The organism is Leucobacter shiyiweii (assembly GCF_052446065.1).
Classification (GTDB): domain Bacteria; phylum Actinomycetota; class Actinomycetes; order Actinomycetales; family Microbacteriaceae; genus Leucobacter.
In genome coordinates this window covers 484,420-509,742 of sequence record NZ_CM127080.1, presented here as the reverse complement: position 1 = coordinate 509,742, position 25,323 = coordinate 484,420, and the positions used below count along the sequence as shown (strand labels likewise).

Below are 25,323 nucleotides of genomic sequence, written 5' to 3'. Positions count from 1 at the left end.
CAGAGCTACCCGCGTCGCATTCCCTTGGCAGCCGTAACCTCCTGCACGAGCACCCGCACAATTCGCTCGAGCAATGCATCGGCGGCGACACGGTCGTCACCGTTGTCACCGATGTCACCGATGTCACCGATGTCACCGATGAAGGGTTCGGGCAGGGTAAAACGAATCGCGGTCTGCGCTATTTCGGGAGTGCATCCCATCGCAAGAAGCGTGGGCGAGGGCTCGTCCTTTCCCGCAGCACAGGCAGATCCGGAGGAGGCGGCAATCCCTGCCGCGTCAAGTGCGACGAGCAGAGATTCTCCACTGACCCCGTGCACCACGAACGACGCGTGGCCAGGCAGCCGCTCACTGGGATGCCCGGTCAGTTCCGCTCCCGGCACCTCTGCGAGCACCCGAGCGATCAGCGCATCACGGCTGCGCGTCAACCCGAGTGCACGCGTGCCCACCTCCCGAGCGGTCGCGGTCACCGCGGCCGCGAAGCCCGCGATTGCTGCCACGTTCTCGGTACCCGAACGCGCCCCGCCCTCCTGCCCACCGCCGTGCAGCACGGGTTCCAGTGCAAGGTGTCGGCGCACAAGCAGCGCACCTGCCCCCTGCGGTCCACCGAACTTATGTGCAGCCACGGTCAGCGCGTCGACGCTCAGACCGGGCCACCCGCCTTTGGCGAACGAGACCGGCAGCGTCGCGGCCGCCTGCACCGCATCAGTGTGCATGATCGCGCCGCGACTACGCACCACTTCACCGATTTCCATGACCTGCTGCACCGTACCGATTTCGCCGTTGGCGAGGCCCACACTCACCAGAGTGGTGTCGTCGCACAGCACCGACGCCACTTCGGCGGGATGCACCACACCCTCCGAGTCAACCGGAACCAGGCTCAGCTCAAAGCCGTGCACGCGTTCAAGGAACCGGCAGCTCTCGATGACCGAGGGGTGTTCGACCGTGGTCGTCACCAGGTGGCGACCACGGGGGTTCGCAAGGGCGAGCCCGATGATCGCGAGATTATTAGCCTCGGTCCCTCCCGAGGTGAAGATCACCTCTGCGGGCTTCGCACCCAGTGCGCTGGCGATCCGCTCACGGCACCGTTCCACGATCTCTCGCGCCCGAAACCCGAACTGGTGCACGCTCGAGGGATTCGCCTGCGCACCAGCGAGCACCGCGATCATCGCGTCACGCGCCTCCGCACGCATCGGAGCGGTGGCTGCGGCGTCAAGATACCCAGAGGTCTCGCCGAGGCCTTTGGGGTCGTGAGAACCCGCGGAGGTTTCGGAGCTCCCGTCCCACAGAGCACCTGTGCCTGCGTCGCTCTTCACGAGATCGCGTCAAGTCCGAGGTCGAGCGAGATCGCCCCGTGCGTGAGCTTCCCCACCGAGATCACGTCGACTCCGGTGCGGGCGATCGCGCCGACGGATTCAAGCGTCACGCCGCCGCTCGCCTCGCAGATGGCACGCCCCGAGACGATCCGCACTCCCTCAACAAGCTCATCCACCGAGAAGTTATCGAGCAGCACGCCCGTCACGCCCGCGGCAAGCACCGGTTCGAGCTGCTCGATGCGATCCACCTCAACGATGATCGAGGCGGTATGCCCGGCCCGCCGGCGCAACCCTTGCAACGCTGCGGTGATGGCCGCCCCGTCCGTCGCACCGAGCGCCGCCAGGTGATTGTCTTTCACCATGATGGCATCGGAGAGCCCGAATCGGTGGTTAGTGCCGCCCCCCGCGCGCACCGCGTGTTTTTCCAAGGCTCGAAGCCCAGGGGTGGTCTTTCTCGTATCCGCGATGCGCGCCTGGGTTCCCGTTACCTCGGCAACGAACTGCGATGTGAGCGTCGCGATCCCGCTCATGCGCTGGCTGAAGTTCAGAGCCACCCGCTCGGCGGTCAACACGCCCCGCGCCGGACCCGAGATGCGGGCGAGCGCCTCCCCCGCGCCAAATACATGCCCCTCCGCGACCAACTCGCTGACGGTTATCTCGGCGTCAACCTGCCGGAACGCCTCGTCGACGAGGGGTCCACCGGCGAATACCCCGGGCTCTCGCGCCGCGAGCACTACGTCGAGCCAGGCCTCCTGCGGGATCGTGAGTTCCACGGTTAGGTCACCCCACGGTGCGTCTTCGGCGAGCGCCCGACGCACCGAATCGGAAACAATTTGCGGGGTCAACATGCGGCGAGGCTCCTCAGCGGTGTGGCAAACTGCGCGGGGTGCTCGGCCGCCGCGCTTCGGTTCGGTGTGGATCGTGCCACCCATCCACGGCGAACTGCCTGAGCAGGGTCGGTGGCTGGATGATCTGCCCGCTGATGCGCGCCGCGCGATTCGGTGCGCGCCGCGGCAGACTGGGCGATCATCGTGGCCAACTGGGCGGCCGGCCCGGGCAATGAGGTACACGTGCGACGCACCTGGTCGATACCCGCCGCATCCCGCTCGATGCCCAGCCCTGCGGCGACCGCGGCCGAGACCGCCGACTCGACTGAGGCGGCTGCGCTCTCGGCGCTCGAGTCATTCGCAGGCACCTCTCCCGAAGCCAAAACTGACGAAGAGTCTCCGGGGAGGTTAGGTAGCCCCGCGAACACTGCTGCACCCGCAGCAAGCTCGGCGAGCATGCCCGTGTCGTTCGGCCAGGGGCCCACACCCGACTCCCCGGTGCCGAGGTAGGCGGCCGCCGCGTGCCCCGCACGAGCGCCAAAGACGAGCCCCTCCAAAAGGGAGTTAGACGCGAGGCGATTCGCCCCGTGCACTCCGGTCGCAGCGACTTCCCCCGCGGCAAACAGCCCGGGCACCGTCGTACGAGCCTCGAGATCGGTCGCGATCCCACCCATCGTGTAGTGAGCCGCCGGAGTCACAGGCACCGGCTCGCGGGTCCAGTCAAAACCCTGCGCGCGCGTTGCCGCGGTGATACTGGGAAACCGCCGGGCCAAGGTGCCAGTGCCGCCCGCGTCTTCGATGCCTGTCGCGTCGAGCCACACGGCTTCTTCCCCTCGCTGTCGCAGCACGCGGTGCATGGTGCGGGCCACCACGTCGCGCGGGGCTAATTCCGCTGCCGCATGCACTCCGGTCATGAACCGCTCACCATTGCCGTCGCGCAGCACCGCGCCGGCGCCCCGGACCGCCTCCGAGATCAGGAATCCGGTATCCGCAAGCACGGTCGGGTGAAACTGAACGAACTCCAGGTCAGCGACGACAGCGCCGGCCTTGGCGGCCTGCACGATGCCCTCACCGCGGGCCCCCGCATGATTACTCGTGCGCGGGTAGAGTGCCGCGTACCCGCCGGTCGCGAGCACCACCGCGCCCGCACGCACGGTCACCAGGTGCCCCGCCGCGTCGCGCAGCACCGCCCCGCTCACCGTGCCCGAGTCCGTAAGGAGTGATATCAGAGAGGTGCGCTCGGTGAGGCGGATCAGGCCGCGCCGAACGAATTTCAGTGCTTCTCGGGTGAGGTACGCATGCAACGCCGCCCCCGTGCGGTCCTCGCCAGCATGCACGATCCGGGCTCGCCGATGCGCGGCCTCGAGTCCGAGCGCCAGCCGACCGCTCGCATCCCGATCTGCGGGAAAGCCGCCCATAATCAGTGCACGCATCGCTTTGGCGCCCTCTGCGGTGAGCACGTGGGCGGCGCGCGGATCTACCAAGCCAGCGCCGGCGACCACCGTGTCGGCGGCGTGATCCGCAGCCGCATCGTCATTTCCCAGGGCCGCCGCAATGCCGCCCTGCGCCATCGCAGTGTTTCCTCCGGCGAACGCGGCCAGACCAGCATCTTCGGACGGCCACAGCACCCCGGGTGTCACCAGCTCGGCTTCGGCCCCGGCGCGGGCCGCCGCAATCGCGCAGCTGAGCCCCGCGACGCCCGCTCCCACGATGAGTATCACGGCCGGGCCGCAAGCATCCGCTCGAGTGCGACCCGCGAATCCGCGGCGACCCCTTCAGCGACCCGAATCTGATTGGGTACTTCTCCCGCAACGAGTGATTCGAGAGTCCACGCTAGATAGGCGGGGTGGATCCGATACATCGTGGAGCACGGACACACGACCGGGTCAAGGCAGAAGATCGTCAGCTCGGGATGCTGCTGCTGCAGTCGATTCACCAGATTGATCTCGGTACCGACAGCGAATACGGTGCCCGGAGGAGCAGATTCGATCTCACGCCTGATGTATTCGGTGGATCCGCTCCCGTCGGCCGCCTCCACGACCGCCGCCGGGCACTCGGGGTGCACGATCACTCGCACGCCGGGGTAGTCAGCCCGCGCTTGCTCAATCTGGTTCACGGTGAAGCGCTTGTGCACAGAGCAGAAACCGTTCCAGAGGATCACCCGCGCATCGCGCAGCTCATCGGCAGTGTTGCCGCCGAGCGGAAGGTGGGGTCGCCACAGCGGCATTTCGGCTTCGGCGATGCCCATCGCCTTCGCGGTGTTGCGCCCGAGATGCTGATCGGGGAAGAATACGACGCGCTGACCGCGCGCGAAGGCCCACTCCAGCACGGTGCGGGCGTTGGACGATGTGCACACGATGCCGCCGTTGCGACCACAGAAGGCTTTGATCGCGGCCGATGAATTCATGTACGTCACGGGGATCACGGGAGCAAGCCCGTCTTCGATCGCCTCGGACCCCAGCACCGACATCATCTGCTCCCAGCAGCTTTCGACCTGATCAATAGTGGCCATGTCGGCCATCGAGCAGCCGGCCGCAAGGTTTGGGAGCACCACGGCCTGATCGGGGCCGGAGAGAATGTCGGCGGTCTCGGCCATGAAGTGCACACCACAGAACACGAACGCGTCCGCCTCGGGGTGATCCTTTGCTGCCTGCGCCAGCATGTAGGAGTCGCCCACAAAATCGGCGTACTTGACGATTTCATCCCGCTGGTAAAAGTGGCCGAGAATCTGCACACGTTCACCGAGCTGCGACTTCGCATCGCGGATCCACTGGTCGAGTTCGGCATCACTCGCCTGGGTGTATCTGGCTGGCAGCGGGCCCTGCCTGGGTGCGTCGCCGGGAACCGGGTCGGCGGTCGATGCCCCGGGGCCATACCCGGGCGCGCGGTCGATTGCCCACGGGTCACGGACGAGGTCGGTGTCGCAGCTCGAGAGCCCCGTCGACTGCAGGGCAATGGGGCGCCGGTGCGCGGGGGCGGGAACGGCAACGGGAACGGCACGCTCAGCCTGCGCCGCTTCGGTCTCTGCCGCCTGGCGAATGAGTTCAGCAACGCTGGTCATGCGGATTTCCTTTGTTCGGAGGTGAGTGCGAGCGGCCCGGCCTCGGTGTCTGGAGCCTCGGGATCGCTGCGGAAGCGGTACAGCCGCGCGGGCCGATGCCCGGTGCCGGTGGTAGTTTCGCCGGTATCGATGAGGTTGCCCTGCGCGAGGGCTTGCCTGCGAAAATTCGCCGGGTCAACCGGTTCGCCCAGAATTGCCTCGTGCACCACGCGCAACTGGGCAAGCGTGAAGGTCGACCCAAGAAACCGGTGCGCAACCGCCGAGTACTCGGTCTTACTGCGCAGGCGCCACAGCGCGGTGGCGACGATATCGGCGTGATCGAAGGCAAGCTCGGGCAACCGGTCAGCCGAGAACCAGGCGACGTTTCGGTCGGCACCTACCGCGTCCGAAGACCTCATCGCGTCCTGCGTGGCGCGTGCCGGCAACAGCTGTGCGCTCGTTTGGGGTGGTTGTGGCGGTTCCGGGTCATCCCAGCGCCGAGTGGATCCGTGCCCCGGCTTCGCCGTGGCACGCTCCGGAAGACTGGGCGGTTGAGCAAGTTCCTGCTCACCGTACAACGCCCAGTAGGCAATGGTCACCAGCCGCTGCGCCTGCGCAGACCGCTCAATCGAGCCAAAGGAATACAGCTGTTCAAGGTACCCCGGGGGTCTCAGCACGGCGGCGTGCAGGGTGCGCAGCGCAGTGTCGACGAGGGCCTCATCCCACGGGATCGGACCGCCCGGAAGCGCCCAGATACCCTCAAACGGCGGGCGCGTTCTCCGCACGAGCGGGATCCAGAGCGTCACCGCCGTATCCACAGGCTCGCGGGAATCCCTCCGCGCCTCAGCGGGCGGACTCAGCGCGAAGGCCACGCTCGAGACCGCAACGGCCGGAGGCAGGAAGCGGCGCTCATTCGCACTCGCACGTGAAAATTCCACGTCCACTCCTGTGTCTCTCGGCTCTGATCACCGGCGATGATCTGCACGCAGGCACCGCAAGTCTCGACTTATGGTCAATTTGACTATAAGTAAGCCTACGCCGTTTTTTGCGGATGTCAAAAACCCCTGCCGCTCCCCCTCAGCGCATCCCAAGGCAAGTTCACGGAAACTGGGCAGTGACATGAGGGCATTCATGGGCTACAGTTGTGTGCATCGTGAAATCGCGTATCTGTCGCGAACTTGCGCCAAGCTCCACGTCGGCGCCGTCGCCGTGGCACCCGGGTCAGAAAATCGGCCCACAAATGAAATAAGGAAATACAGCATGGCCACTGGCACTGTGAAATGGTTCAACTCCGAAAAGGGCTTCGGCTTCATCGCTCCCGATGACGGGTCCGCCGACGTGTTCGCGCACTTCAGCGCGATCTCCGGCAACGGCCGCCGCGATCTCTTCGAAGAGCAGCGCGTCGAATTCGACACCGAGCAGGGCCAAAAGGGTCTGCAGGCAACCAACATCCGCGCGCTCTAAATCGCACGCTTTGTAACACCGCGAACGCCCGATCCACTCAGTGGATCGGGCGTTCGCCATGTGTGCGGTCAGTGATGAATTCGCACCCAGACTTTCAGCGTCTGATTCGGGCCCCGACTCAGACGCTCTGGAACACAAACGCCCCGATCCACCAGCCGAGCGCAGCCGCAACCGTTGCCGCGAGCAACTGACCAAATCCAGTCACCAGCGCAGCTTTCCACTGGCCGCGCTGGAGCAGCGTGACCGTCTCGAAGCTGGCCGTGCTCAAAGTGGTGAATCCGCCCAAGAACCCGATGCCCAGCGCCCAGGTCCACGCTTCGGGAAGCGCGCCTCTGATGGCAAAGCCCGCCACAATACCAATGGCGAGTGAACCCCCAACGTTAACCACGAGCGTGCCCCACGGCAGCCGCGGGCTACGCGCGGACCGGACCGCGCGAGACATCATGGACGCGTCAAGCACGAAGCGGCAGACCGCACCTACTCCGCCCAGTAATGCGGTGATCGTCACCAGCCAGAACGGGTCAGGCATTCGATGCCCCCTCGGAAATATCGGGATCAGTGGCAGGGTCGCTCGGTCCGCGACGAGCTGCGCCAATGGAGATCCCCAACCAGGTTGCTGCGGCACTCACGATCACTGTACCGAGACCGTACAGTAATGCACCCAGCACATCGCCCGCATGGATCAGTGCGAGGATGCCCTCACTGAGTGCGCTGTACGTCGTGAACGCACCGAGTGCTCCGGTTCCCAGGAGGAGTCGAAGCTTCAGCCAGCCTCCCACTGAAAGCCCCCGGCTGATGAGCGCCTGGAGAAGCACGCCCAGAAGGAAGGCTCCCAGCACATTGATACCCATTACGACCCAGGGGAAACCGTGAGTGGCCGGGAACCAGTGGAGGATCAGCGCGCGGGCTCCAGTGCCTGCAGCGCCCCCCAGGAACACCCACAGCAGACTGCTCGGTCGCAGGGTTGTGGGCATGGTGTGAGTATATATTCTCCCCGGCTTTTTAGAGGTTACTGACAAGCTGAGCGATGATTTGCTGTGCGTAGCGCAGCGAGAACGCAAAGCGAATTCCCAGCTGGGTCGCATGCCCAACAATCAGAGCCACGTCTGCGTCCGCAGGGCGTGCGCTCCCAATGGAGGGGGCACACGCGACCCAAGCAATGGAGTTCTCAATGTCGAGCACTGACACACCTGTCCACACTCACGGAGTGGGAATGCGCATCACCGTCGTGGTGCTCAGCCTGCTCCTGATCGCGATGACCGCGCTCTTCTTCGTCACCCATTCGACGGTCTCCGGCGGTGCGAGCCATCTGGCCAGCGGAACCGGGCAGGCGAACGATGGAGCAGCCAGTGTCGCTGCCGGCGCAGAACGCCTTGAGGCCGGTGCCTCCGATCTCGCGGATGGCGCTGAACGCCTCAACACAGGCGCACAGACGGCGAACGCTGGTGCGACACGCGTCGCTGCGGGCGCGACCTCGGCTGCCGATGGTGCCGCACGGCTTCTCACCGGCGCCGGCACACTGAACACTGGTGCCGCGACGGCTGCGAGCGGCGCGGCAACGCTCTCGAACGGCGCGAATTCGGCCGCTGCGGGCGCGGGCGCCCTCAGCGCCGGAGCAGCAAGCGCTGCGGCGGGCGCGACCCGGGTTTCAGTCGGCGCACACCAGGTCACAGACGGCGCCCAGAGTCTCCGGGTTGGACTCACGACCGCACTCGTTGGCAGTCATCAGATCGCCGCAGGCCTCAAGAGCGAGGGAACTGTGCCTGTCTCTCAGGGCGCGACGAATCTGAAGAACGGCCTAACGACAGCACTCACCGGGAATAATGCTGTCGCGCAGGGCATCTCCGTCGGTGCGAGCGATCTGCAGGGAGGCATCGCAGGTGCGGCGGCGACGGCAGCGAACGGCGCGGCACTTTCTTCGGGCCTCGTGGGCGCGAGTGGCGCGCTCACGCAGGTCGTCAATGCAGTGGCCGGCAGCGCACCCGCCACCGACGCTGAGAAGGCTGCCATTTACGACGCTCTTCGGGCGAGCATCGGAGACGGTGTAGCCCTGAAAACGCAAATGGGCCAACTCGACGCGATTGCGCAGGGCCTGAACGGTGCACTCCACGTAGAAGGTCCCATCGGGGCAGGCGCGATGGGCCTGAAGAGCTCGACCTCCGTGTTCGTTACCGGTGGAGAGTTGAACGGCACGGTTTGGCCTGGTACGACCACCCTCGCGAGCGCAACTCCCGCCGGAAACGCGACCGACTTAGCAAAGCCGCTCCTTGGTGCAGCTCAGCTTGAAGCGGGAGCGCAATCGCTCGATACTCAACTCGGCAACTACATCGGTGGGGGCACATTCGGCTCGAGCGTCTGGCCCGGCACAAACGTGCTTGCCGGCAACGTTCCAGGAACAGCTTCTCCCCTCCTCGGTGGCACCGCGACACTCCTCGCTGGAGCGAATGACCTTTCCGCCGGAGCGTCCAGCCTCGCAGCGGGCACGAATCAGCTCTCCTCGGGGGCATCGAGCCTCTCGACTGGCACCGGAACGCTGGCTGCAGGCGCCGCGAATCTCGCTGCTGGCAACTCACGTCTCGCTGCAGGCGCATCTGAGTTGAACACCGGCGCGACCACGCTGGCCGAAGGAACCGGAACGCTCCGCGACGGTGCCGCGACCCTGGCCGACGGCACCGGCACCCTGAGCAACGGTACGAGCGACCTCAAGGAGGGTGCAACCACGCTCGCAGTCGGAACCAGCGAACTTTCCACAGGCGCAGCAAGCCTGGCCGACGGCAACACGCAGGTCAACGAAGGCGCGAGCACCCTCGCCGAAGCAACTGCCGGAATCGGGCCGACAATGCTGCCGTGGATGGCGGGGATCGTATTCGCGGGCCTCATCGCCGCCGGATTCTGGATCGGGCACAGAGTGTCGCACCGCAACGAAATGGCAAGCCGCAGGGTCGCCATGTAACACGAATGCTATGGATGTGGAAGGGGGTGCCGACAATGTCGGCACCCCCTTCCACATCGATCCACCATCGAAAAGCTAGCCGAGCAGATCGCCCATCTGCTTGGCGATTGTTTCAGCGGCCTTCTTCGGGCTGAGCCGAGCAAGCTTGTCCATGATCGCCGCATCCTTGCCAATGGTGGCGCGGAACTTTCCCTTCTCAATCGCGTCTTCAACGATGACTCGGCCCGCCTCAGACGGAGCCGTCGTCTTGTGCGTGGATTCTGCGCTCGATTCAGCACCGCCCTCAATGCGCACTCCCGAGTTCTGCGCGATGTTCGTTCCGATTGCACCCGGGAACACGACTGAGACCGCCACGTTCGTATCCATAAGCTCCGAGTACAAAGCCTCAGAGAGCAATCGCACGGCTGCCTTGGATGCCCCGTACACGGCCTGACCGGGCACCGGCGCGTACGCCCCCATGCTCGAAATATTCACCAGGGATGCCTCAGGCCTCTCGATCAGCGCGGGCAGGAACGCCTTCACCATATTCATGACGCCCCAGAAGTTCACGTTCATGACCTTTTCCATCTCGCTGAACGGGAGGTCAATGATCCGCACGAACTGCTGGATCACCCCCGCAACGTTGACGAGGCCGTCGACCTGACCGTGCGCCTGCTGCACCTGCGCGGGAAGCGCTGCGGCGGCATCACGGTCAGTGATGTTGACCGCGTGTGCGGTGAAGTGCCCTCCCGCGTTTGCCAGCTTCGCAGTCTCGGCGAGCCCCTGCTCGTTAAGATCCACCCCGGCGACTCGAGCGCCCTTAGCGAGCAGTTGCAGCGTAACCTCGCGACCGATCCCGTTGCCGGCTCCCGTCACGACGAAGACTTTGCCTTGTACATTCACTGGTGAGCTCCCTGCTTCTCTCGGCACCGTCAATGTCGGGTGCACCTGAGTTCGATTCTCCTGCATAGGCTCCCATCCACAAACAAGCTCATCAGCGCGGCTAGGTTGGTGTGCATGAGTGTTATACAGGTCAGCGCGGTGGTGATGCGGGATCTCCGCGGAAATGTGCTCAACGTGCGCAAGCGCGGCACCTCAATGCTGATGCTTCCTGGAGGCAAGCCCGAGAATGCCGAAAGCCCAGCGGAAACCGCACTGCGGGAGTTCCGAGAGGAGCTCGGGGTCGGCCTAGATCCCGAGCTCCTCGTATCGCTCGGGGAGTTTCGGGCAGCCGCTGCAAATGAGCCAGGCCACACCGTACTCGCGCACGTGTTTGAGCACCCCTTTGTCACCGGTGTTCGCGCGAGTTCCGAGATCGATCGTCTCGAGTGGATCCATCCGCGATCACCACGCGAGGATCTCGCGCCGCTCACGGTCCAGCACGTGTTCCCCGCCCTCTGGGAATAATCGGCGCGTTTCACAGTGTCGCACCACGGGTTCATGCTGCGAAGGTACTGAATTGCTCGGTACATACAGCCCTGCGTATGCTTCCCCCTCTAGCCTGGGGGTAAGCGATCGGCAACTGCCTTTGGCTGTACCACATGTGAATCGGCACACGGTTCGCCGATTGTTGAGGATGCCACTATCTCTTCTGCTCAGGTCACTTCGCTTTCAAATCTCGGACCACTGCGCCAGACCTATTCCCGCACCGAGGACTTCCCCAAAATGGCCCGCGCATATTCTCAGGTCTCACAGACGGTCAAGGAAAGCGGCCTGCTGCGCCGCGCACCATGGTTCTACGCTATGGTCGGCGCCCTGATCGCGCTCGGCTTCGGCGGGGCGATTACCGGATTCATTCTGCTCGGTGACAGCTGGTTCCAGCTTCTCATTGCGGCAGCGTTCGGCCTGCTCTTCACTCAGGTCGCGTTCATCACACACGAGGCGGCGCACCGTCAGGTTCTCGCAAAGGTGACGTCGAATGACCGCCTGGCACGCATTCTTGCCGGGTTTGTTGGATTGAGTTACTCATGGTGGGATTCCAAGCACTCCCGCCACCACTCGAACCCGAATGTGGTCGGCAAGGATCCCGACATCGACATCGATACGATCTCATTCGTTCAGGAAGACGCGGCCAAGTCTCGCGGTCTGGTACGCATGATCACCCGCAAGCAAGGCTGGTTGTTTTTCCCTCTCCTCACCCTTGAGGGCGCGAACCTGCACTTTCAGAGCATCAAGTACCTGGTTTCCAAAGAGCCAGTGAAGCGCCGTTGGACTGAAATCGGACTCATCACGCTTCGCTTCGCGCTGTACTTGACCCCGCTGTTCCTCTTTCTCCCGGTTGGCATGGCTTTCGCGTTTCTCGGCGTCCAGCTTGCGGTCTTTGGCGTGTACATGGGTGCCTCCTTTGCGCCGAACCACAAAGGCATGCCGATCCTTGATCGCGACATTCGCATCGACTTCTTCACGAAGCAGGTGCGCACCTCGCGCAACATCTCCGGCGGCTGGTGGGCGACCTGGCTGATGGGTGGCCTGAACTACCAGATCGAGCACCACCTGTTCCCCAATATGCCCCGCCCGCACCTGGCGAAGGCACGTGAAATCGTGCGTGAATACTGCGCAACGATGGACGTTCCCTACACCGAGACCACGCTGTTGCGTTCCTACGGGATCGTCATTGAATACCTGAACCGTGTTGGGCTCGCCGCGCGCGATCCGTTTGATTGCCCGATCACCGCAGAGTACCGCCGCGGCTAGATCGCGATACGAGTAGCCAGACTGGGCCTGAGAGCCGTTCGGCTACTCGACCGGTTCAGCGGAGCCTGTGGCCTCGACCCGCTGCGCCTGCTCTCCGTGACCGGGGTGGGACGTGTGCCGCTTCCGCCCGAGTCGCACGAGCCACAGGACGAGAACGACGACGACCGCGATCAATACTGTCCACGGCAGCAGCACTCCGAAGAACACAAGTGCCGCTGCAGCGGCCTTGAGTATCGAGTCAAGGCCAGCGATGAGACCCTCCCAGAAATTCGCTGGCCCACCCGGCAACACGCTTTCGGTCTCGAGTGAGACCCAGATGCTCGAATAGCTGACCTGGCTCTCGAGCGACTTCAGTTGAGCGCGCAACGAGTCGAGCTCCTGCTGCCGCTGCGATAATGCCGTTTCAGCCTCGATGAGCTCACCCGTGGACGCGGCGCCCGACATGAGCTCGGTGAGTCGATCAACCGAGCCCTGCAAGGCCTCGACTCGAGCTTCAAGGTCAACGTACTGGAGCGTGACATCGAGAGCAGATCGGCTCTGATTCACCACCTCACCGACCTCGTGCAACGCTTCGAACGCTGCATCGAATTCGTCAGCCGGTACTCGAATTGCGAGCGTCGCGCGGGCGCGCGAGTCTTCGCTTGCTTCGCTGACAGTCTGCGAGTCGACGTATCCGCCGAGATTCTCGGCAAGGTCGCGCACGTCGTCGGCTGCGGCCGCGGGATCACCGACAAAGATCGTCGCATCCCCCGAGTGGATCACCTGCTGCCCCACCTGCTGAGCCTCAGTGGTCTGATCCACCATCTCGGCGCTGTCGGGCGAGACCAAGACACCATCGACGCCCCGGGCCGACTGGTCGGGACTCGCCATGGATTCGAGCCCGTTCAGCCCACTGGCACACGCAGAAAGCGGCGCAACGAGAAGCGCAGCAGCAAGCAGGGCAACGAGTGAGCGACGTGGGTGCATACTCGAAGAGTAATGCCCCGGCTCCGAATACGCAGCAGTGTTGACCAACCGTTATCTTGGCTTAGCTCCAACGCGCAACGAGCCCCGCGAGTGCGGCGAGCAGTGCAGCGACCAAGGCCATCTGGGAATATGAGCCCGTCAAATCAGCCGCGAGTGGCCCTAGCGCGGGGGCCAACGCGATCACGACAGTCAGCGGCGCGGCAAAAACGCCATTGATGCTGCCATAGCTTGCTGAACCCCACCGATCGATCACTGCAGAAGCCTGAATCAGGGTTTGTGCGCCACGAATTGCGCCAGCGAGAACACCGATGGTTATCAGCGCCCATGGGGGCCCAGGAACAACCGAGAGCAGCGCGAGTGAGACTGCAGCGAGGCTCGCGGTGGTGGAAAGTGGCACCCACGAGGGCACACTTCGCGGCATCACAAAGAAGATGAGCCTCCCCACAACCTGCCCTGCGCCCAGAAGGCCTAGCCCCCATGCCGCCTGCTGGAACGACAGGCCTTTTTCTGTGAGAAGTGGAATGAGCGCAAGTGTCACCGCGAACACCGCCGCCACCAGTAACAGCATCGAGATCTCGAGCATCCAGAACCTTCGGGTGCGCAGCACCGAACCAAGCGTGTGAAGCGTTTTTCTTTCATGCGGCTGCGCCACCCAAGTCCGTTCGAGACTGAACCAGTGCAGAGGCACGGTCGTCACGAGCAGCAGCGCCGCAAGAACTTGATACATGCTTCGCCAGTCCATCACCCCGAGAAGCCCAGCGACAATGGGAGCAAAAACGGTAGAGGCTAGCCCCCCGGCGAGTGTCAGAACAGTCATTGGGCCACGGCTGCGGAGCCCGTATCGGCGCGCGATAACGGTAAAAGCTGCCTGATAGAGCACCGCAGCTTGCGCGACGCCAACGATCAGCCAACCCAACGCGAAGACGAAGACACTGGGTGCCACGCTCACGAGGAGCAGCCCCGCTGGCCCAATGAGACTCCCCAACGTGATGATGCGTTGAGGGCCGCGTTCATCGAGCCATCTCCCAACCCGGATGCCTGCGAACGCGGAAACGATCAGGCCGATGGAAAACGTGAGGGTGACAGCCGACAGGCTCCAGCCTGTATCTTCGGCGATGACCGGCGAGGCAACGATCAGCGCGTAGTAGAGGATTCCCCAGCTGAGAACCTGCCCTACAGAGAGAGCCGCCAATCGCCACCCGAGGTGAGACGTGGCAATGGCAGCATTCATTGCATTCTGAGCGCGCCCGCAGCCGCGTGAAGCGCCTCCCAATTGATCGCGTAGTGCGCCCACTTACCGCGCTGCTCGCGAGTCACGAGCCCCGCCTCGGCGAGGAGTTTCATGTGGTGCGAAATCGTTCCCTGCGAGAGGCCGACCGGTTCGGTCAAGTCGCACACGCAGGCCTCACCCGACGCGCTCGTGGCGATGAGGGAGATGAGACGCAATCGCGTCGGGTCACCGAGCGCCTTGAAAACGCGCGCCGTGCGCTCAGCCTCGCCTGGACTGAGCACCGCGGTCACCGAGGCCACACAGCACGCGGGCACTTCGACGGTCGCCGGAAGCGTCTGGCTCGACATGATATCTACGCCTGGGCCGGCGCGAGGCCGAGCTGAATCGGTTGGGGCGTGGGGGTACAGCACCCTCCCCCATCAGCAGCCTCGGGCGCGTCAAACACGCCCGCCCCGCCGCATACCCCGGTGTCGGGAAGCACGAGCTCCACGCGCTCTGCAGCCTCCTGGTCGCCCGCAAGTGCGGCGGCCACGCTGCGGACCTGCTCAAATCCGGTGAGGGCGAGAAACGTCGGAGCCCGACCGTATGACTTCGCGCCGACAATGTAGAACCCCGGTTCAGGGTGTGCGAGATCCGCCGCACCGGTCGCCCGCACCGAGCCGCACGAGTGCAGGTTCGGATCCACCTCGGTAGCGACCCGCGCGGGGGCTTGCAGGCGCACGTCCAGGTCAAGACGCACTTCTGACAGGAACGACAGATCGGGACGGAACCCGGTCAGCACGATCACCTGATCTGCAGGCGCAAGGGCTCGGCCGTCTTCTGACCGCACGACCGCGCGGCCACCCTCGAGAACGAAGCGCTCGGTGCGAAACCCGGTGACGAGATCGACGAGGCCAGCCTCGACGGCCTCCTTCGCCCTCTGGCCCAGGGCACCGCGTTCGGGCAGCTCATCGGCGGTGCCGCCGCCAAAGGTATTGCCGACTTGCCCGCGGCGCAGTACCCAAGTGATGCGGGTGTCGGGGCGCTTTTTCGCGACCTTCACCAACTCGAGGATCGCGGTTGCCGCGGAATGACCGTTGCCGATGACGACCGCATGGCGACCCGCGCACCTCGGAGTCACGTTGGACGAGGGAATGCGGTAGCTCACGATGCCGGCCGCCTGCGCGACGCGCTCGCCGAGCGCGGGGAGGCCGTCGGCACCTGCGGGGTTCGGTGAACTCCAGGTGCCCGAGGCATCAATGACAGCAGCGGCCTCGATACGCTCTTCACCCCCATCTGACCGCTCGACATGTATCACGAAGGGCGCCTCGGCCCGACCCTCGTCTACCGAGAGATCGCGACCCTTGCGCCCCACACCCACCACGCGCGCCCCGGTGCGCACGCGGTCACCGAGCGTCGCGGCAAGAGGCGCAAGGTACTCGCTGATCCACTGCGCGCCAGTGGGGAAGCCGCGCTCAGGCGACACCCACCCCGTGGGCTCGAGCAGGCGGCGTGCCGCCTCGTCCACCAGCTCGGGCCACGGCGAGAAGAGGCGCACATGTGCCCAGTCGGCGACAGCCGCGGCGGGTGTGTCGCCCGCTTCAAGCACCAGTGGATCGAGCCCGCGTTCTGCGAGGTGGGCGGCTGCGGCAAGGCCCTGCGGGCCAGCTCCGATAACGACGGTGGGCAGCATGTGACGGGCCTCACTTTCATTGATGAACGTCAATGCGTTCCAGCATGCTGCACGCATTGACGAATGTCAATATGACGTCTTGCGTGAGGGGTTCTCAGTGATGACTAGTCAAACAGGCCTGATTCGTCGAGCCACCGTTCCGCGATGGCCTGGGCCGAGAGCTTTTCAACCGAGCTGAGCGTGTTCAGTTCGATCAGCATCTCAGTGGTCAATGCGCCCTGCACGGAGTTGATCGCCTCGACTACCGCGGGCTCCGCCTTCGCCGAGGAAATCAGCGGCACCACGTTTTGGGCGAGGATCATATTTTCCGGGTCTGCCAACGTCACGAGGTTGTTCTCAGCGATCGACGGAGTGGTCGAGTAGATATTTGCCAGCTGCACCTGCCCGTCGAGCAATGCCTGCAACGTGTTCGGCCCACCCCCATCGTTGATCGGCACGAGGGTCACGTCGGCGCCGTAGATGTCGCGCAGCCCCGGGATGCCATAGGGGCGCTCAGCAAACTCGGGATTTGCGGCAACCGACAGCGGGACGGGCACATTCGCCAGGTCAGCGAGACTCGTCACGCCATATTCCTCGCTAAAAGCTGAGGTCACGTTGTACGAATCTGCATCGGCGGCCTCCGCCTGGTCGAGCACCTCAAAACCCTCGGGAACTGCCGCAACGAGCGCCGAGTACACCTCGTCCATCCCCTGCGCGTCAGCCTCCGCGTCAAAGAACTGCAGTAGGTTGCCGGTGTACTCGGGCACCAGGTCAATAGATCCGTCTTGAAGCGCCGCAATATACACATCACGTGCACCGATAGCGGGAGTCACGCTCACTTCGATACCTGAGCGCTCGAGCGCACCCGCGTAAATGTAGGCGATGATCTCAGATTCTGCGAACGCTGCAGAGCCGACCGTTACGCTCCCCATAGCGCTGGTGTCTTGGCCAGCGCCCTCCCCATTGTTGCCCAGCGGATCGCCCGAAGCACACGCCGTGAGCGTCAGCGCGAGCGCAGCGAGTGCGGCCCCTGTCATCGCGAGCTTCTTTCCGACAGTCATCATGCGTTCCTTTCGTCGACGTTGATTACGACAGTACTGGGATGCGCACCTTGCTGTCACGGCCCGCCGCGCGGGCACGCACCCCGCGCGGGGTGATCCACCGCTCAATCGCGGCGAATAACACGTCTACAAGGAGCGCGAGTGCGATGACCAGCAGCGATCCACCGAGCATCTGCGCGTAATCGCGCACCGCGAGCCCGTCAATGAGAAATCTGCCGAGCCCGCCGAGCGGCAGAAAAGCGGCGACGGTCCACGTGGCAATGACCTGCAAGGCGGCGGCGCGAATGCCTCCGACAATAAGCGGGAGCGCAAGCGGCAACTCGACCTGAAAGATAACCTGCCAGCGTGTGAAACCGATCGCTCGGGCCGCATCCGTGGTGCCGGGGTCGACGGCTTCAAAACCCGAATAGGCCCCCGCGAGGATCGGCGGCACCGCAAGAATCACGAGCGCGATGAGGGGCGGCAACAAGCCGGTGCCAAGCAACAGCGCGAGCAGCGTGACGAGTCCGAGCGTCGGCAGCGCACGAAGCGCGCCAGTGAACGGCACTACAATTTCGCGCCCCCGACCGGTGTGCCCAATCGCCACGCCCACCGGCAGGGCGATCGCGGCGGCGATCACGATCGTGAGGCCCGAATACCCGGCGTGTTCGATGAGTCGATGCCAGATACCGGTCGACGACTGCCAATGTTGTGGGGTGACGAGCCACACACACGCCGCTTCGAGCGGGTTCATGCGGGCGCTCCGGCGGGTTCGATGGTGGATCGCGGCGCTGCCTGAGCAGCGGGGCTTGGCGGGCGGCCCACTCGCGTCCACGGCATCAGCAAGCGCCCCAGAAGCACCAGGCCCGCATCGAAGCTCAGCGCAATGATCACGGTGCCAACGACTCCGACGGCGATTTCTGTCGGGAACGCACGCTGGTAGCCGTTGACAAAGAAATAGCCGAGCGACTGCACCCCGATGAGCGCCCCCACCGTAACGAGACTCACGGTACTTACCGACACCACTCGAATACCTGCGAGAAGAACGGGGCCGGCTGCGGGAAGCTCGACCCCCCAGAACCGTTGCCATCCGCTGAAACCGATCGCTTTCGACGACAGTCGGAGCTCATCCGATACCGAAGCCAACGCATCGGCAGTCGTACGCACCATCAACGCGACCGCATATAAGGTGAGCGCCACGACCACATTGACCGGGTCGAGAATCTGCGTGCCGATGAGGGCAGGCATGACGACGAACAGGGGCAGTGACGGGATCGCATAGAGAATCCCGGCTGCACCGAGAATCACGCCGCGACCCCACCTCTGCCGATGGGCGATCCACCCGATCGGCAATGAGAGTGCGGTGCCGACAATGATGGGCACGATCGCGAGCACCATATGCTGCCCGGCATAGCGCGCGATTTGCTCCCAGTTGTCGACCACCCAGTTCATCGCGACAGGCTCATCTCAGAATGCTCCGTGGTCTTCCGGCATCGATAAACTCGGCCACGAATGCATCGATAGGTTCATGCAGGAGTTGCTCGGGGCTGCCGAATTGCGCAAGCACTCCCCCCGGTTTGAAGAGCGCGACGCGATCACCCAGCACAAAGGCCTCATCGATGTCGTGCGTCACGAAGACGACAGTCTTGCCCAGGTCCTGCTGCAGTCGCTGGAGTTCGCGTTGCAATTCGGCGCGCACCACCGGGTCCACCGCACCAAACGGTTCGTCCATCAGCAGAAGGTCGGAATCTGAGGCGAGCGCGCGCGCCACCCCGACCCGCTGCTGCTGCCCTCCAGAGAGTTGCGCGGGATATCGGCGCGCGAGCTTCGCATCGAGCCCCACGTCTTGCATCAGCGCCCGGGCACGTTCGCGCGCCTGCGCGCGCTTCACGCCGCGCAGCATCGGCACGGTGGCGATGTTGTCGAGCACGGTGCGGTGCGGCAGCAGACCCGCGTGCTGCATCACATACCCGATGGAGCGGCGCAGTTCGACCGGCTCGACGCCAGCTACTTCAGTGCCGTCGACGAGCACCCGGCCCGCGGTTGGATCGATCATCCGGTTGATCATGCGAAGCACCGTCGTCTTGCCGCAACCGGAGGAACCGACAAAGCAGGTGATACTGCCACGAGCCAACGCCAAGTCGAGCTGATCAACGGCGAGGGTGCCATCGGGAAACCGCTTCGAGACACCCTGGAACTCGACGGCAAGAGCGGGAGTGCTGTGATCCACAGTGCTCAAATTATCACGAGCCGTCTCACACCCCGCGAGCAAACACCGCGTGCATCAAAGGCACGGCTGACAACGACATCAGCACGGTACCGAACACCGGGTCATCTGCGCGCAGCACCGCACCCGCGATCAGTAGCGCTCCGAAAATGAGTGCCGAGACCGCCCGCCGACCGGTGCGCTCGAGCCTCGCGACCCGACGCTCGAGCCTCGGCGTCTGAACCTCTAACGCCCCCTCCTCAACCCGACCGAGGAGCGCGTCGACCCGATTGGGAAGACCCCACAGCGTTCCCGCAACGCCGAGCGCCTGCTGCGCGATATCTTGCACGACGTTGCCCCGTTCGTCACGCAACAGCTGCGCCGCGTAGGGCTCGACCGAGTCCCAGAGGTTGAATTCGGGATCGAGCGCGCTGCACACTCCGGAGACAAGCGACATGGCTCGGATCACGAGCAAGAAGTTTTCGGGGAGTTGAAAGGGCAGAGATCGAATCACGTCGCTGAACTGCACAGCGAAATCGCGAAACTCGCGCGGATCCACCTCGCGGAGTTCAGCGAAGCCCATCCCGCCAAAACGGGCGAAGAGTTCCGTCATCGCCCGCTCGAGTTCCCGGGTGTCGGCCGATGGGAGTAACACGCCGACGTTACGGATCGCCTCCACCAGCCCCTTCCCATCGCGCGAAGCTGCGGCAAACAGCAACTTGCGGAGTCCGCTGCGCGTGCTGGCGGGAACCTCGCCCATCATCCCAAAGTCGATGAATGTCAGCTGCCAGGGCACTGCGTCAGAGTTTCCACCGCGAGGCGTCACGAAGACATTTCCAGGGTGCGGATCCGCGTGGAAGAAGCCGTGGGTGAAGAGCTGATCGAACATCACCGACGCAAACACGTGGGCCACTTCGGACGGCTCGAGGCCGGCCGCGCGTAACGCATCGCCATCGGTGATCTTGATCGCAGTGACGTCTTCCAGGGTGAGGACGCGGCGAGTCGAACGCTCCCACACGATGCCTGGAACCGCAATCCGATCGTCACCCTCGAAATTCGCAGCGAACCGCTCGGCGTTCTGCCCCTCGTGGAGGTAATCGATCTCCTCGAGACTGGTCACAGCGAATTCTTCGACAAGCGCGGGCATATCGACGCGGCTCGAGACGAGGCGCACCCGGCTCAACCAGCCGCCCACCTTGCGCAGCGCAGCGAGGTCAACATCTACGATTTCGTCAATACCTGGCCGTTGCACCTTGATCACGACGGCCTCGAATCCAACCTCCTCGGCTTCCGCAGGTGCGAGCGTTGCGCGGTGCGCTTGGCCGAGAGAGGCTGCCGCGAGCGGAGCCTCTTCAACAGTCCGAAACACCCGTTCGAGGGGCATGCCAAGTTCTGCTTCTGCGCGGGCGCGGATCTGGGCAAAGTCGACCGGCGGTACCTCGTCTTGCAAACCTTCCAGCTCTGCAGTGATTTCGGGCGGTAGCACGTCAAGGCGAGACGACATGAACTGCCCGACCTTGATCATGAGCCCGCCGAGGTCAACAGCGAGCACATGGAAACGTTGGGCGAAGCGGCGCATGCGCCGAGTTCGGGTGCGCTCCGCGATTTTCGCGAGACCGATTCGGGGCAGAAATAGCTCGAACCACCACGTAACCGCGAGATTCCAGCCCGCGAAGCGAAGAATGCGACGATATCGCGCGCGGTATCGCGCGTGGCCGGGATCCGAGCGCTCGGATCCCGGTCGAAGTGGGGGCACCCGCGTCAGTCCTGCGCGAGGATCGCGTAGAGCTTGCGCCGGGCGTCGTCAAGCACGGTGACGGCCTGCTGAATCTGCTCGGGACTTCCCGAGCGATTCACCTGAGCCGCAGCCTGCGCGAGTTCAACACCCGCTTTCGGGAGCGCAGCAAATTTCGAGCTGTGACTCTGACTTTCTGCCGCGGCCGCCCACGGGGTTGACCCACTGACCGCCGATGCTTCTTCGCGGCCCGATTCGGTCAACGAATAGGTCTTACGTCCATTCGACTCCTCGGCGTTCACGAGACCTTCGTCGGCGAGTAGCTGCAGCGTCGGATAGACGGAGCCGGCGCTCGGCTTCCAGGTACCCGCCGTACGCTCCTCGATCTCACGAATGATCTGATAGCCGTGCATCGGTTGCTCGGCAAGCAGCGCCAAGACTGCGGTGCGCACCTCACCCTTGCCGACCCGCGTGCCGACGCGCTTGTCAAACATTGATTTCAGCTGCTCCATTGCCTGCCACATGCTGTCACTTTGCAGGCCCGCGCCGAACCCTCCGGTTGGAAATGAATCACTCATGATGCCTCCTCGGTAGTGCGTTCCGGCGAACCGTGAACGATACTCAACAACATATCACTGGAAGCCTGAACGACATAGCGAACTATCCGTATTCGACGACGCACCCGGGCGTACCTATCCAGTCGGAAATGCCGAGTGTGTCCGCGCCCTTAGACGCTCGGCGCGCGCAGAATTTTGTCCATCTTTTTCCCGCGTGCAAGCTCGTCGATTAACTTGTCGAGATAGCGCACCTCGCGCATGAATGGATCTTCGATCTCTTCGATGCGTACCCCGCAAATCACCCCGGTGATGAGAGTGCGCGACTGGTTTAGATTCGGCGCCTGTGCGAAAAACGCCTCGAAGCTCGTGTCGTCTGCAAGCAGGCGCGTGAGGTCAGACCCGTCGTAGCCAGTGAGCCAGGTGATGATCTCGTCAACCTCGGCTTTCGTGCGGCCCTTCCGCTCCGCCTTGGTGACGTAATGGGGATAGACGCTTGCGACGCTCATGCGCCGCATCCGTGCGATGTTGCTTGCTGCGGTAGCCATGGTGCGATCTTTGCCGCCTACAGATTCCCGTGTGCAACTACAGCTAGGCCTCGACCACCGTCACTGCTCGGTCGAACGCGACATAGCCAGAAAAATCTGTGCCGACTCGTTCAATGGCAGCTCGATGGGGCTTCGGGTAGCTCCATGCCCCGTCGACGAGCGCCCCGCCTTCGACGTTGATGTTGATGTTGATGTTGAAATACTGTGCGTCACCTTTCCACGCACAGGTGTACTGCGTCGGGCTTTCTGTCAACGCACCTCCGACAACGGCCGAGGGCGGAAAGTACCAGTTACCCTCGATGCGAACGAGATCGTCGGTCGCGGCTTCCGCAACGACCGAATTATTGAGCAGCGCTTTCATCATCGTGTTTCCTCTCATCAACAGCAGTGCCGATCTTCTTCAGCAGCCGCCCGACGGAGTTCATGGCACCGCCAAGCACCGCGGGAATGCCTCCTCCAGGATGCACCGAAGCGCCCACCCTCCACAACCACGGTTTCGAAAGCGAGGAATAGCCGGGACGATGGAACGGCCCCCCTTGCCACAACGGTCTCGTCGCGCCGTACAGCGCCCCGCCTGCGGCACCAAAGTGAGAGAAGTAGTCAGGGTCGAGTATTTTGTGGGCGACGATGCGATCGGCAAGGCCGCGCTCGAGCCCCATCATGGCGCTGATCCGGGAGAGCTCTCGCTGAACGAAGGTTGAATTCAGATCGTAGTGCTCGCCGTTTGCGGGTGCAGTGAGCAGGAGAGCCGCAGTGGCTTTGGCGTTGGGGTAGATGTGTCCCGGTTTGTAGTAGTTGACGAACGCCATGGTCTCGTGTGGTTCCTGCGTGGCATCGAGCGAGCGGTGCAGCTCGCCCGGGTCTGTCGGCATAATCACCGAGTGCGTCACCGTGCCACTCGGCAGCGGTTCATCGAGTACCGCGAATACGGCAACACCCGAGCATGAGACTCGTTTCGGGGACTGCACGCGGTTCCCGGCGAGCTTGTCGATGACCTGAGCGTCTGCCGCGCCGACCACCACGTCGGCGGGATAGCTCCCCGAGCGGGTGATCACGTGGTGTTTGGTGATTTCAGTTACGTCAGTATCCGTATGAATGGTCGCTCCGGCCTGCGTTGCGAGCCGCTCCAGGGCCAGCGCCAGTTCGTAGACGCCTCCCTGCGGCACGAAGATTCCCTCGCGCGCCATCACCGCGGGCATGGTTGCGTAGAGGGCGAGCGTGCGCTGCGGGGCAATCCCGGCGTTGAGCGTGTGGATCGCGATGACTTCTTTGAGGTCGTCGGGCATCCACTCGAGAGCCGATAGATACGAGCTGGTTGAGAGTCTCCGACCATATCGCTTCGTGAGCGCCGTCACTGACGACAGAGTTTTTGGGTCGAAGGGATCAGAGGTCAGGAGCTCCACGATTTCGGGACTGAGTGAGCCGTGTTCGCGGTCGAAACGATTCCAGGCGTCAGACCACGCATGCCCGGCCTGCACCGGCAGATCCACAACCTCATCGCGAAAGAAATATCTGCCCAGTTCGGGGAGCCGTTCGAAGGTGAGGTGAGCGATGTTTTCGGCGGAGAGGCGATCACGATCCGCATCACCCGTTTGGGCGCCGAGCTGATCGTAGCGGCGAAATAGTTCCCTGATTACCCCCGGAAAGGTGACGAGGGAAGGGCCCGTATCGATGCGTTGACCCGCAACCTCGATACGACGAGACTTACCTCCTACCCACGAGTTCTTCTCAAGAACGGTAACGTGATGCCCAGCCTGTGCCAGGAGCGCTGCCGCGGAGAGCCCGCCGAGACCCGCGCCAACAATGACGATGCGCTTGGACGTAGCGTGAGGGAGCTCCCCCGTCGCGCTCACGGGGTGATCCAGCCGAAGTAAATAGCGACCATCAGCTGCGCGCCCGCAACCGAGCCCACCACATAGGGGTACGCGACTGAGTACTTGTAGACCCTTTTCGCAGTTTCCGGGGTGTCATCGCGGTTGATCAACCAGACCAGCCACGCGGCGTACGCGATGTTGGCTACCGCGAGAGGAATGTTAATGAACGCGAAGAACACGCTTGAGACGAGCCACCAGAACGAGACGTAGACGAGCGATTTTTTCGCGCCCAGGAAGACCGCCGTGGTGGTGATATCCGCAAACCTGTCTTCCTCGATGTCTTGTATGGCGTCATAGGTGTGTTTCGCCAGACTCCACGCCATGAGCCCAAACAGGGCCAACCAGACAGGTTCATACCCGAGCGCGAGTGGCACAAACGCGAGCGGAAAGGCGTAGTCGGCGTTGCTGATTGAATCGAGAAACGGCCGGCCTTTGAAACGCGCAGGGGGCGCAGAATAGAAGAGGAAGAAAAGGGTGTAGGCCCAGATCCAGAGGTTCGCTTCGAGCGAGTAATTCAGGCCGAAGAAGATCAGGAACGGGATGTTGGTCAGCGCCACACCCCAGGCGATCCAGGGAACCTCGCGCGGAGCAATTTTTGCACCACCAAATCCGCCCTTGCGGATGTTGATGTTGTCGGTCTCCTGATCAAAGATGTCGTTGATGCCGTAGATCAGCAAGTTGAATGGCAGCGTCACCCAGAGCAGCAACCACATGGCATCCCACCGCCACAGTTCGCCAGTCAACCACACTGCGACCAACGTGGTTCCGATGGTGTTGATCCACAGCACAGGTCGGGAGATCACTACAAGTCGCTTGAGCACAGTCATAACACTAGACGCTGCCCACTCGTCTGAAGCGCACAGGGTCTTCTCCACCTTCTTGCCGCGGGCGAGCTCGTCGATCAGCTTGTCCATGTAATGATCCTCACGCATGACCGGATCCTCAATCTCCCCCACTCGCACTCCGCAGCTAACGCCGGTGATGCCCTTTCGCACCGGGTTCGTTTCGGGGGCCTCGGCAAGAAACACCTCGAAATTCGCCTCCGACTTCAGCGCGTGCGCGAGTCCCTCCTGGCTATACCCGGTGAGCCACAAGATGATCTCATCGACCTCGGCATGCGTGCGTCCTTTTCGCTCGGCTTTCGTAACGTAGTGCGGGCACACGCTCGCCACGCTTGTACGGCAAACGTGTTCTAGGTTTCCAGCAATCTTCGCGCACCTCCCGTCGCCGAGCGAAGTCGATGTCGGA

Annotated in this window: 26 protein-coding genes; 4 read left to right on the top strand and 22 right to left on the bottom strand. The window is 63.6% G+C overall.

The features are described from left to right. Positions 1 to 5: 5 nt before the first annotated feature. Genes ACTNFJ_RS02475 through ACTNFJ_RS02455 form a run of 5 tightly spaced genes read right to left on the bottom strand, consistent with a single transcriptional unit; the run spans position 6 to position 6,118 of the window. Positions 6 to 1,313: a cysteine desulfurase family protein gene (locus ACTNFJ_RS02475; RefSeq protein ID WP_435906697.1), complete on the bottom strand. Its 1,308-nt coding sequence runs from the start codon at positions 1,311 to 1,313 to the stop codon at positions 6 to 8. Beyond that, positions 1,310 to 2,161 (bottom strand): carboxylating nicotinate-nucleotide diphosphorylase, encoded by an 852-nt coding sequence (nadC, locus tag ACTNFJ_RS02470; RefSeq protein ID WP_435906698.1) that lies wholly within the window; start codon positions 2,159 to 2,161, stop codon positions 1,310 to 1,312. Before nadC ends, ACTNFJ_RS02475 begins: the two co-directional genes overlap by 4 nt. Continuing rightward, positions 2,155 to 3,861, bottom strand: coding sequence for an L-aspartate oxidase (locus ACTNFJ_RS02465; protein ID WP_435906699.1), 1,707 nt, complete (start codon positions 3,859 to 3,861; stop codon positions 2,155 to 2,157). Before ACTNFJ_RS02465 ends, nadC begins: the two co-directional genes overlap by 7 nt. After that, the gene (gene nadA / locus ACTNFJ_RS02460) at positions 3,858 to 5,201 is read right to left on the bottom strand and encodes a quinolinate synthase NadA (protein WP_435906700.1); all 1,344 of its coding nucleotides are present in this window, start codon (positions 5,199 to 5,201) and stop codon (positions 3,858 to 3,860) included. The genes ACTNFJ_RS02465 and nadA overlap by 4 nt, the downstream gene beginning before the upstream one ends. After that, positions 5,198 to 6,118: an NUDIX hydrolase gene (locus ACTNFJ_RS02455; RefSeq protein ID WP_435906701.1), complete on the bottom strand. Its 921-nt coding sequence runs from the start codon at positions 6,116 to 6,118 to the stop codon at positions 5,198 to 5,200. The genes nadA and ACTNFJ_RS02455 overlap by 4 nt, the downstream gene beginning before the upstream one ends. 322 nt (positions 6,119 to 6,440) lie before the next feature. On the opposite strand from ACTNFJ_RS02455, the gene ACTNFJ_RS02450 reads away from it, so the two are divergent. Next, positions 6,441 to 6,644, top strand: coding sequence for a cold-shock protein (locus ACTNFJ_RS02450; RefSeq protein ID WP_433646853.1), 204 nt, complete (start codon positions 6,441 to 6,443; stop codon positions 6,642 to 6,644). 118 nt (positions 6,645 to 6,762) lie between these two features. On the opposite strand, the gene crcB is transcribed toward ACTNFJ_RS02450, so the two are convergent. Both crcB and ACTNFJ_RS02440 read right to left on the bottom strand, forming a co-directional pair. Further along, positions 6,763 to 7,173: a fluoride efflux transporter CrcB gene (gene crcB / locus ACTNFJ_RS02445; protein WP_435906702.1), complete on the bottom strand. Its 411-nt coding sequence runs from the start codon at positions 7,171 to 7,173 to the stop codon at positions 6,763 to 6,765. Further along, positions 7,166 to 7,618, bottom strand: coding sequence for a fluoride efflux transporter FluC (locus tag ACTNFJ_RS02440; RefSeq protein WP_435906703.1), 453 nt, complete (start codon positions 7,616 to 7,618; stop codon positions 7,166 to 7,168). The genes crcB and ACTNFJ_RS02440 overlap by 8 nt, the downstream gene beginning before the upstream one ends. Positions 7,619 to 7,815: 197 nt before the next feature. Between ACTNFJ_RS02440 and ACTNFJ_RS02435 the strand changes: the two genes are divergently transcribed. Then, positions 7,816 to 9,597, top strand: a complete 1,782-nt coding sequence (locus ACTNFJ_RS02435) for a hypothetical protein (protein WP_435906704.1) — start codon at positions 7,816 to 7,818, stop codon at positions 9,595 to 9,597. Positions 9,598 to 9,672: 75 nt separating this feature from the next. On the opposite strand, the gene ACTNFJ_RS02430 is transcribed toward ACTNFJ_RS02435, so the two are convergent. Then, positions 9,673 to 10,479, bottom strand: coding sequence for an SDR family NAD(P)-dependent oxidoreductase (locus ACTNFJ_RS02430; RefSeq protein WP_435906705.1), 807 nt, complete (start codon positions 10,477 to 10,479; stop codon positions 9,673 to 9,675). A gap of 114 nt (positions 10,480 to 10,593) precedes the next feature. Between ACTNFJ_RS02430 and ACTNFJ_RS02425 the strand changes: the two genes are divergently transcribed. Continuing rightward, a complete protein-coding gene (locus ACTNFJ_RS02425; protein WP_435906706.1) occupies positions 10,594 to 10,983 on the top strand; it encodes an NUDIX hydrolase in 390 nt (129 codons plus the stop codon). A 159-nt stretch (positions 10,984 to 11,142) separates the two neighbouring features. Further along, on the top strand, positions 11,143 to 12,270 hold the full coding sequence (locus ACTNFJ_RS02420; protein ID WP_435906724.1) for a fatty acid desaturase family protein: 1,128 nt from the start codon (positions 11,143 to 11,145) through the stop codon (positions 12,268 to 12,270). Positions 12,271 to 12,312: 42 nt separating this feature from the next. Here ACTNFJ_RS02420 and ACTNFJ_RS02415 read toward each other — a convergent pair whose 3' ends face one another. The 14 genes from ACTNFJ_RS02415 to ACTNFJ_RS02350 form a co-directional block, all read right to left on the bottom strand. Then, positions 12,313 to 13,236: a DUF4349 domain-containing protein gene (locus ACTNFJ_RS02415; protein WP_435906707.1), complete on the bottom strand. Its 924-nt coding sequence runs from the start codon at positions 13,234 to 13,236 to the stop codon at positions 12,313 to 12,315. A gap of 61 nt (positions 13,237 to 13,297) precedes the next feature. Beyond that, the gene (locus ACTNFJ_RS02410; RefSeq protein WP_435906708.1) at positions 13,298 to 14,467 is read right to left on the bottom strand and encodes an MFS transporter; all 1,170 of its coding nucleotides are present in this window, start codon (positions 14,465 to 14,467) and stop codon (positions 13,298 to 13,300) included. After that, a complete protein-coding gene (locus ACTNFJ_RS02405) occupies positions 14,464 to 14,814 on the bottom strand; it encodes an ArsR/SmtB family transcription factor (protein ID WP_435906709.1) in 351 nt (116 codons plus the stop codon). Before ACTNFJ_RS02405 ends, ACTNFJ_RS02410 begins: the two co-directional genes overlap by 4 nt. A gap of 5 nt (positions 14,815 to 14,819) precedes the next feature. Further along, positions 14,820 to 16,139, bottom strand: coding sequence for an FAD-dependent oxidoreductase (locus ACTNFJ_RS02400; RefSeq protein WP_435906725.1), 1,320 nt, complete (start codon positions 16,137 to 16,139; stop codon positions 14,820 to 14,822). Positions 16,140 to 16,243: 104 nt separating this feature from the next. Then, a complete protein-coding gene (locus ACTNFJ_RS02395; protein ID WP_435906710.1) occupies positions 16,244 to 17,179 on the bottom strand; it encodes an ABC transporter substrate-binding protein in 936 nt (311 codons plus the stop codon). Positions 17,180 to 17,204: 25 nt separating this feature from the next. Next, on the bottom strand, positions 17,205 to 17,912 hold the full coding sequence (locus tag ACTNFJ_RS02390; RefSeq protein ID WP_435906711.1) for an ABC transporter permease: 708 nt from the start codon (positions 17,910 to 17,912) through the stop codon (positions 17,205 to 17,207). Further along, positions 17,909 to 18,610, bottom strand: a complete 702-nt coding sequence (locus ACTNFJ_RS02385) for an ABC transporter permease (protein ID WP_435906712.1) — start codon at positions 18,608 to 18,610, stop codon at positions 17,909 to 17,911. Before ACTNFJ_RS02385 ends, ACTNFJ_RS02390 begins: the two co-directional genes overlap by 4 nt. 10 nt (positions 18,611 to 18,620) lie before the next feature. Continuing rightward, positions 18,621 to 19,388, bottom strand: a complete 768-nt coding sequence (locus tag ACTNFJ_RS02380) for an ABC transporter ATP-binding protein (protein WP_435906713.1) — start codon at positions 19,386 to 19,388, stop codon at positions 18,621 to 18,623. Between the two features lie 25 nt (positions 19,389 to 19,413). Further along, positions 19,414 to 21,120: an ABC1 kinase family protein gene (locus ACTNFJ_RS02375; RefSeq protein ID WP_435906714.1), complete on the bottom strand. Its 1,707-nt coding sequence runs from the start codon at positions 21,118 to 21,120 to the stop codon at positions 19,414 to 19,416. Between the two features lie 5 nt (positions 21,121 to 21,125). Next, complete coding sequence (locus ACTNFJ_RS02370; protein ID WP_435906715.1) at positions 21,126 to 21,677, bottom strand: PadR family transcriptional regulator; 552 nt, start codon at positions 21,675 to 21,677, stop codon at positions 21,126 to 21,128. Positions 21,678 to 21,826: 149 nt separating this feature from the next. Next, the gene (locus ACTNFJ_RS02365) at positions 21,827 to 22,201 is read right to left on the bottom strand and encodes a DUF2200 domain-containing protein (RefSeq protein ID WP_435906716.1); all 375 of its coding nucleotides are present in this window, start codon (positions 22,199 to 22,201) and stop codon (positions 21,827 to 21,829) included. A 43-nt stretch (positions 22,202 to 22,244) separates the two neighbouring features. Next, positions 22,245 to 22,562 (bottom strand): DUF427 domain-containing protein, encoded by a 318-nt coding sequence (locus tag ACTNFJ_RS02360; RefSeq protein WP_435906726.1) that lies wholly within the window; start codon positions 22,560 to 22,562, stop codon positions 22,245 to 22,247. Further along, on the bottom strand, positions 22,543 to 24,054 hold the full coding sequence (locus tag ACTNFJ_RS02355; protein ID WP_435906717.1) for a phytoene desaturase family protein: 1,512 nt from the start codon (positions 24,052 to 24,054) through the stop codon (positions 22,543 to 22,545). Before ACTNFJ_RS02355 ends, ACTNFJ_RS02360 begins: the two co-directional genes overlap by 20 nt. Then, entirely contained in the window at positions 24,051 to 25,247 is a 1,197-nt protein-coding gene (locus ACTNFJ_RS02350) for a DUF2200 family protein (protein ID WP_444711785.1), read from the bottom strand. The genes ACTNFJ_RS02355 and ACTNFJ_RS02350 overlap by 4 nt, the downstream gene beginning before the upstream one ends. Positions 25,248 to 25,323 lie beyond the last annotated feature (76 nt).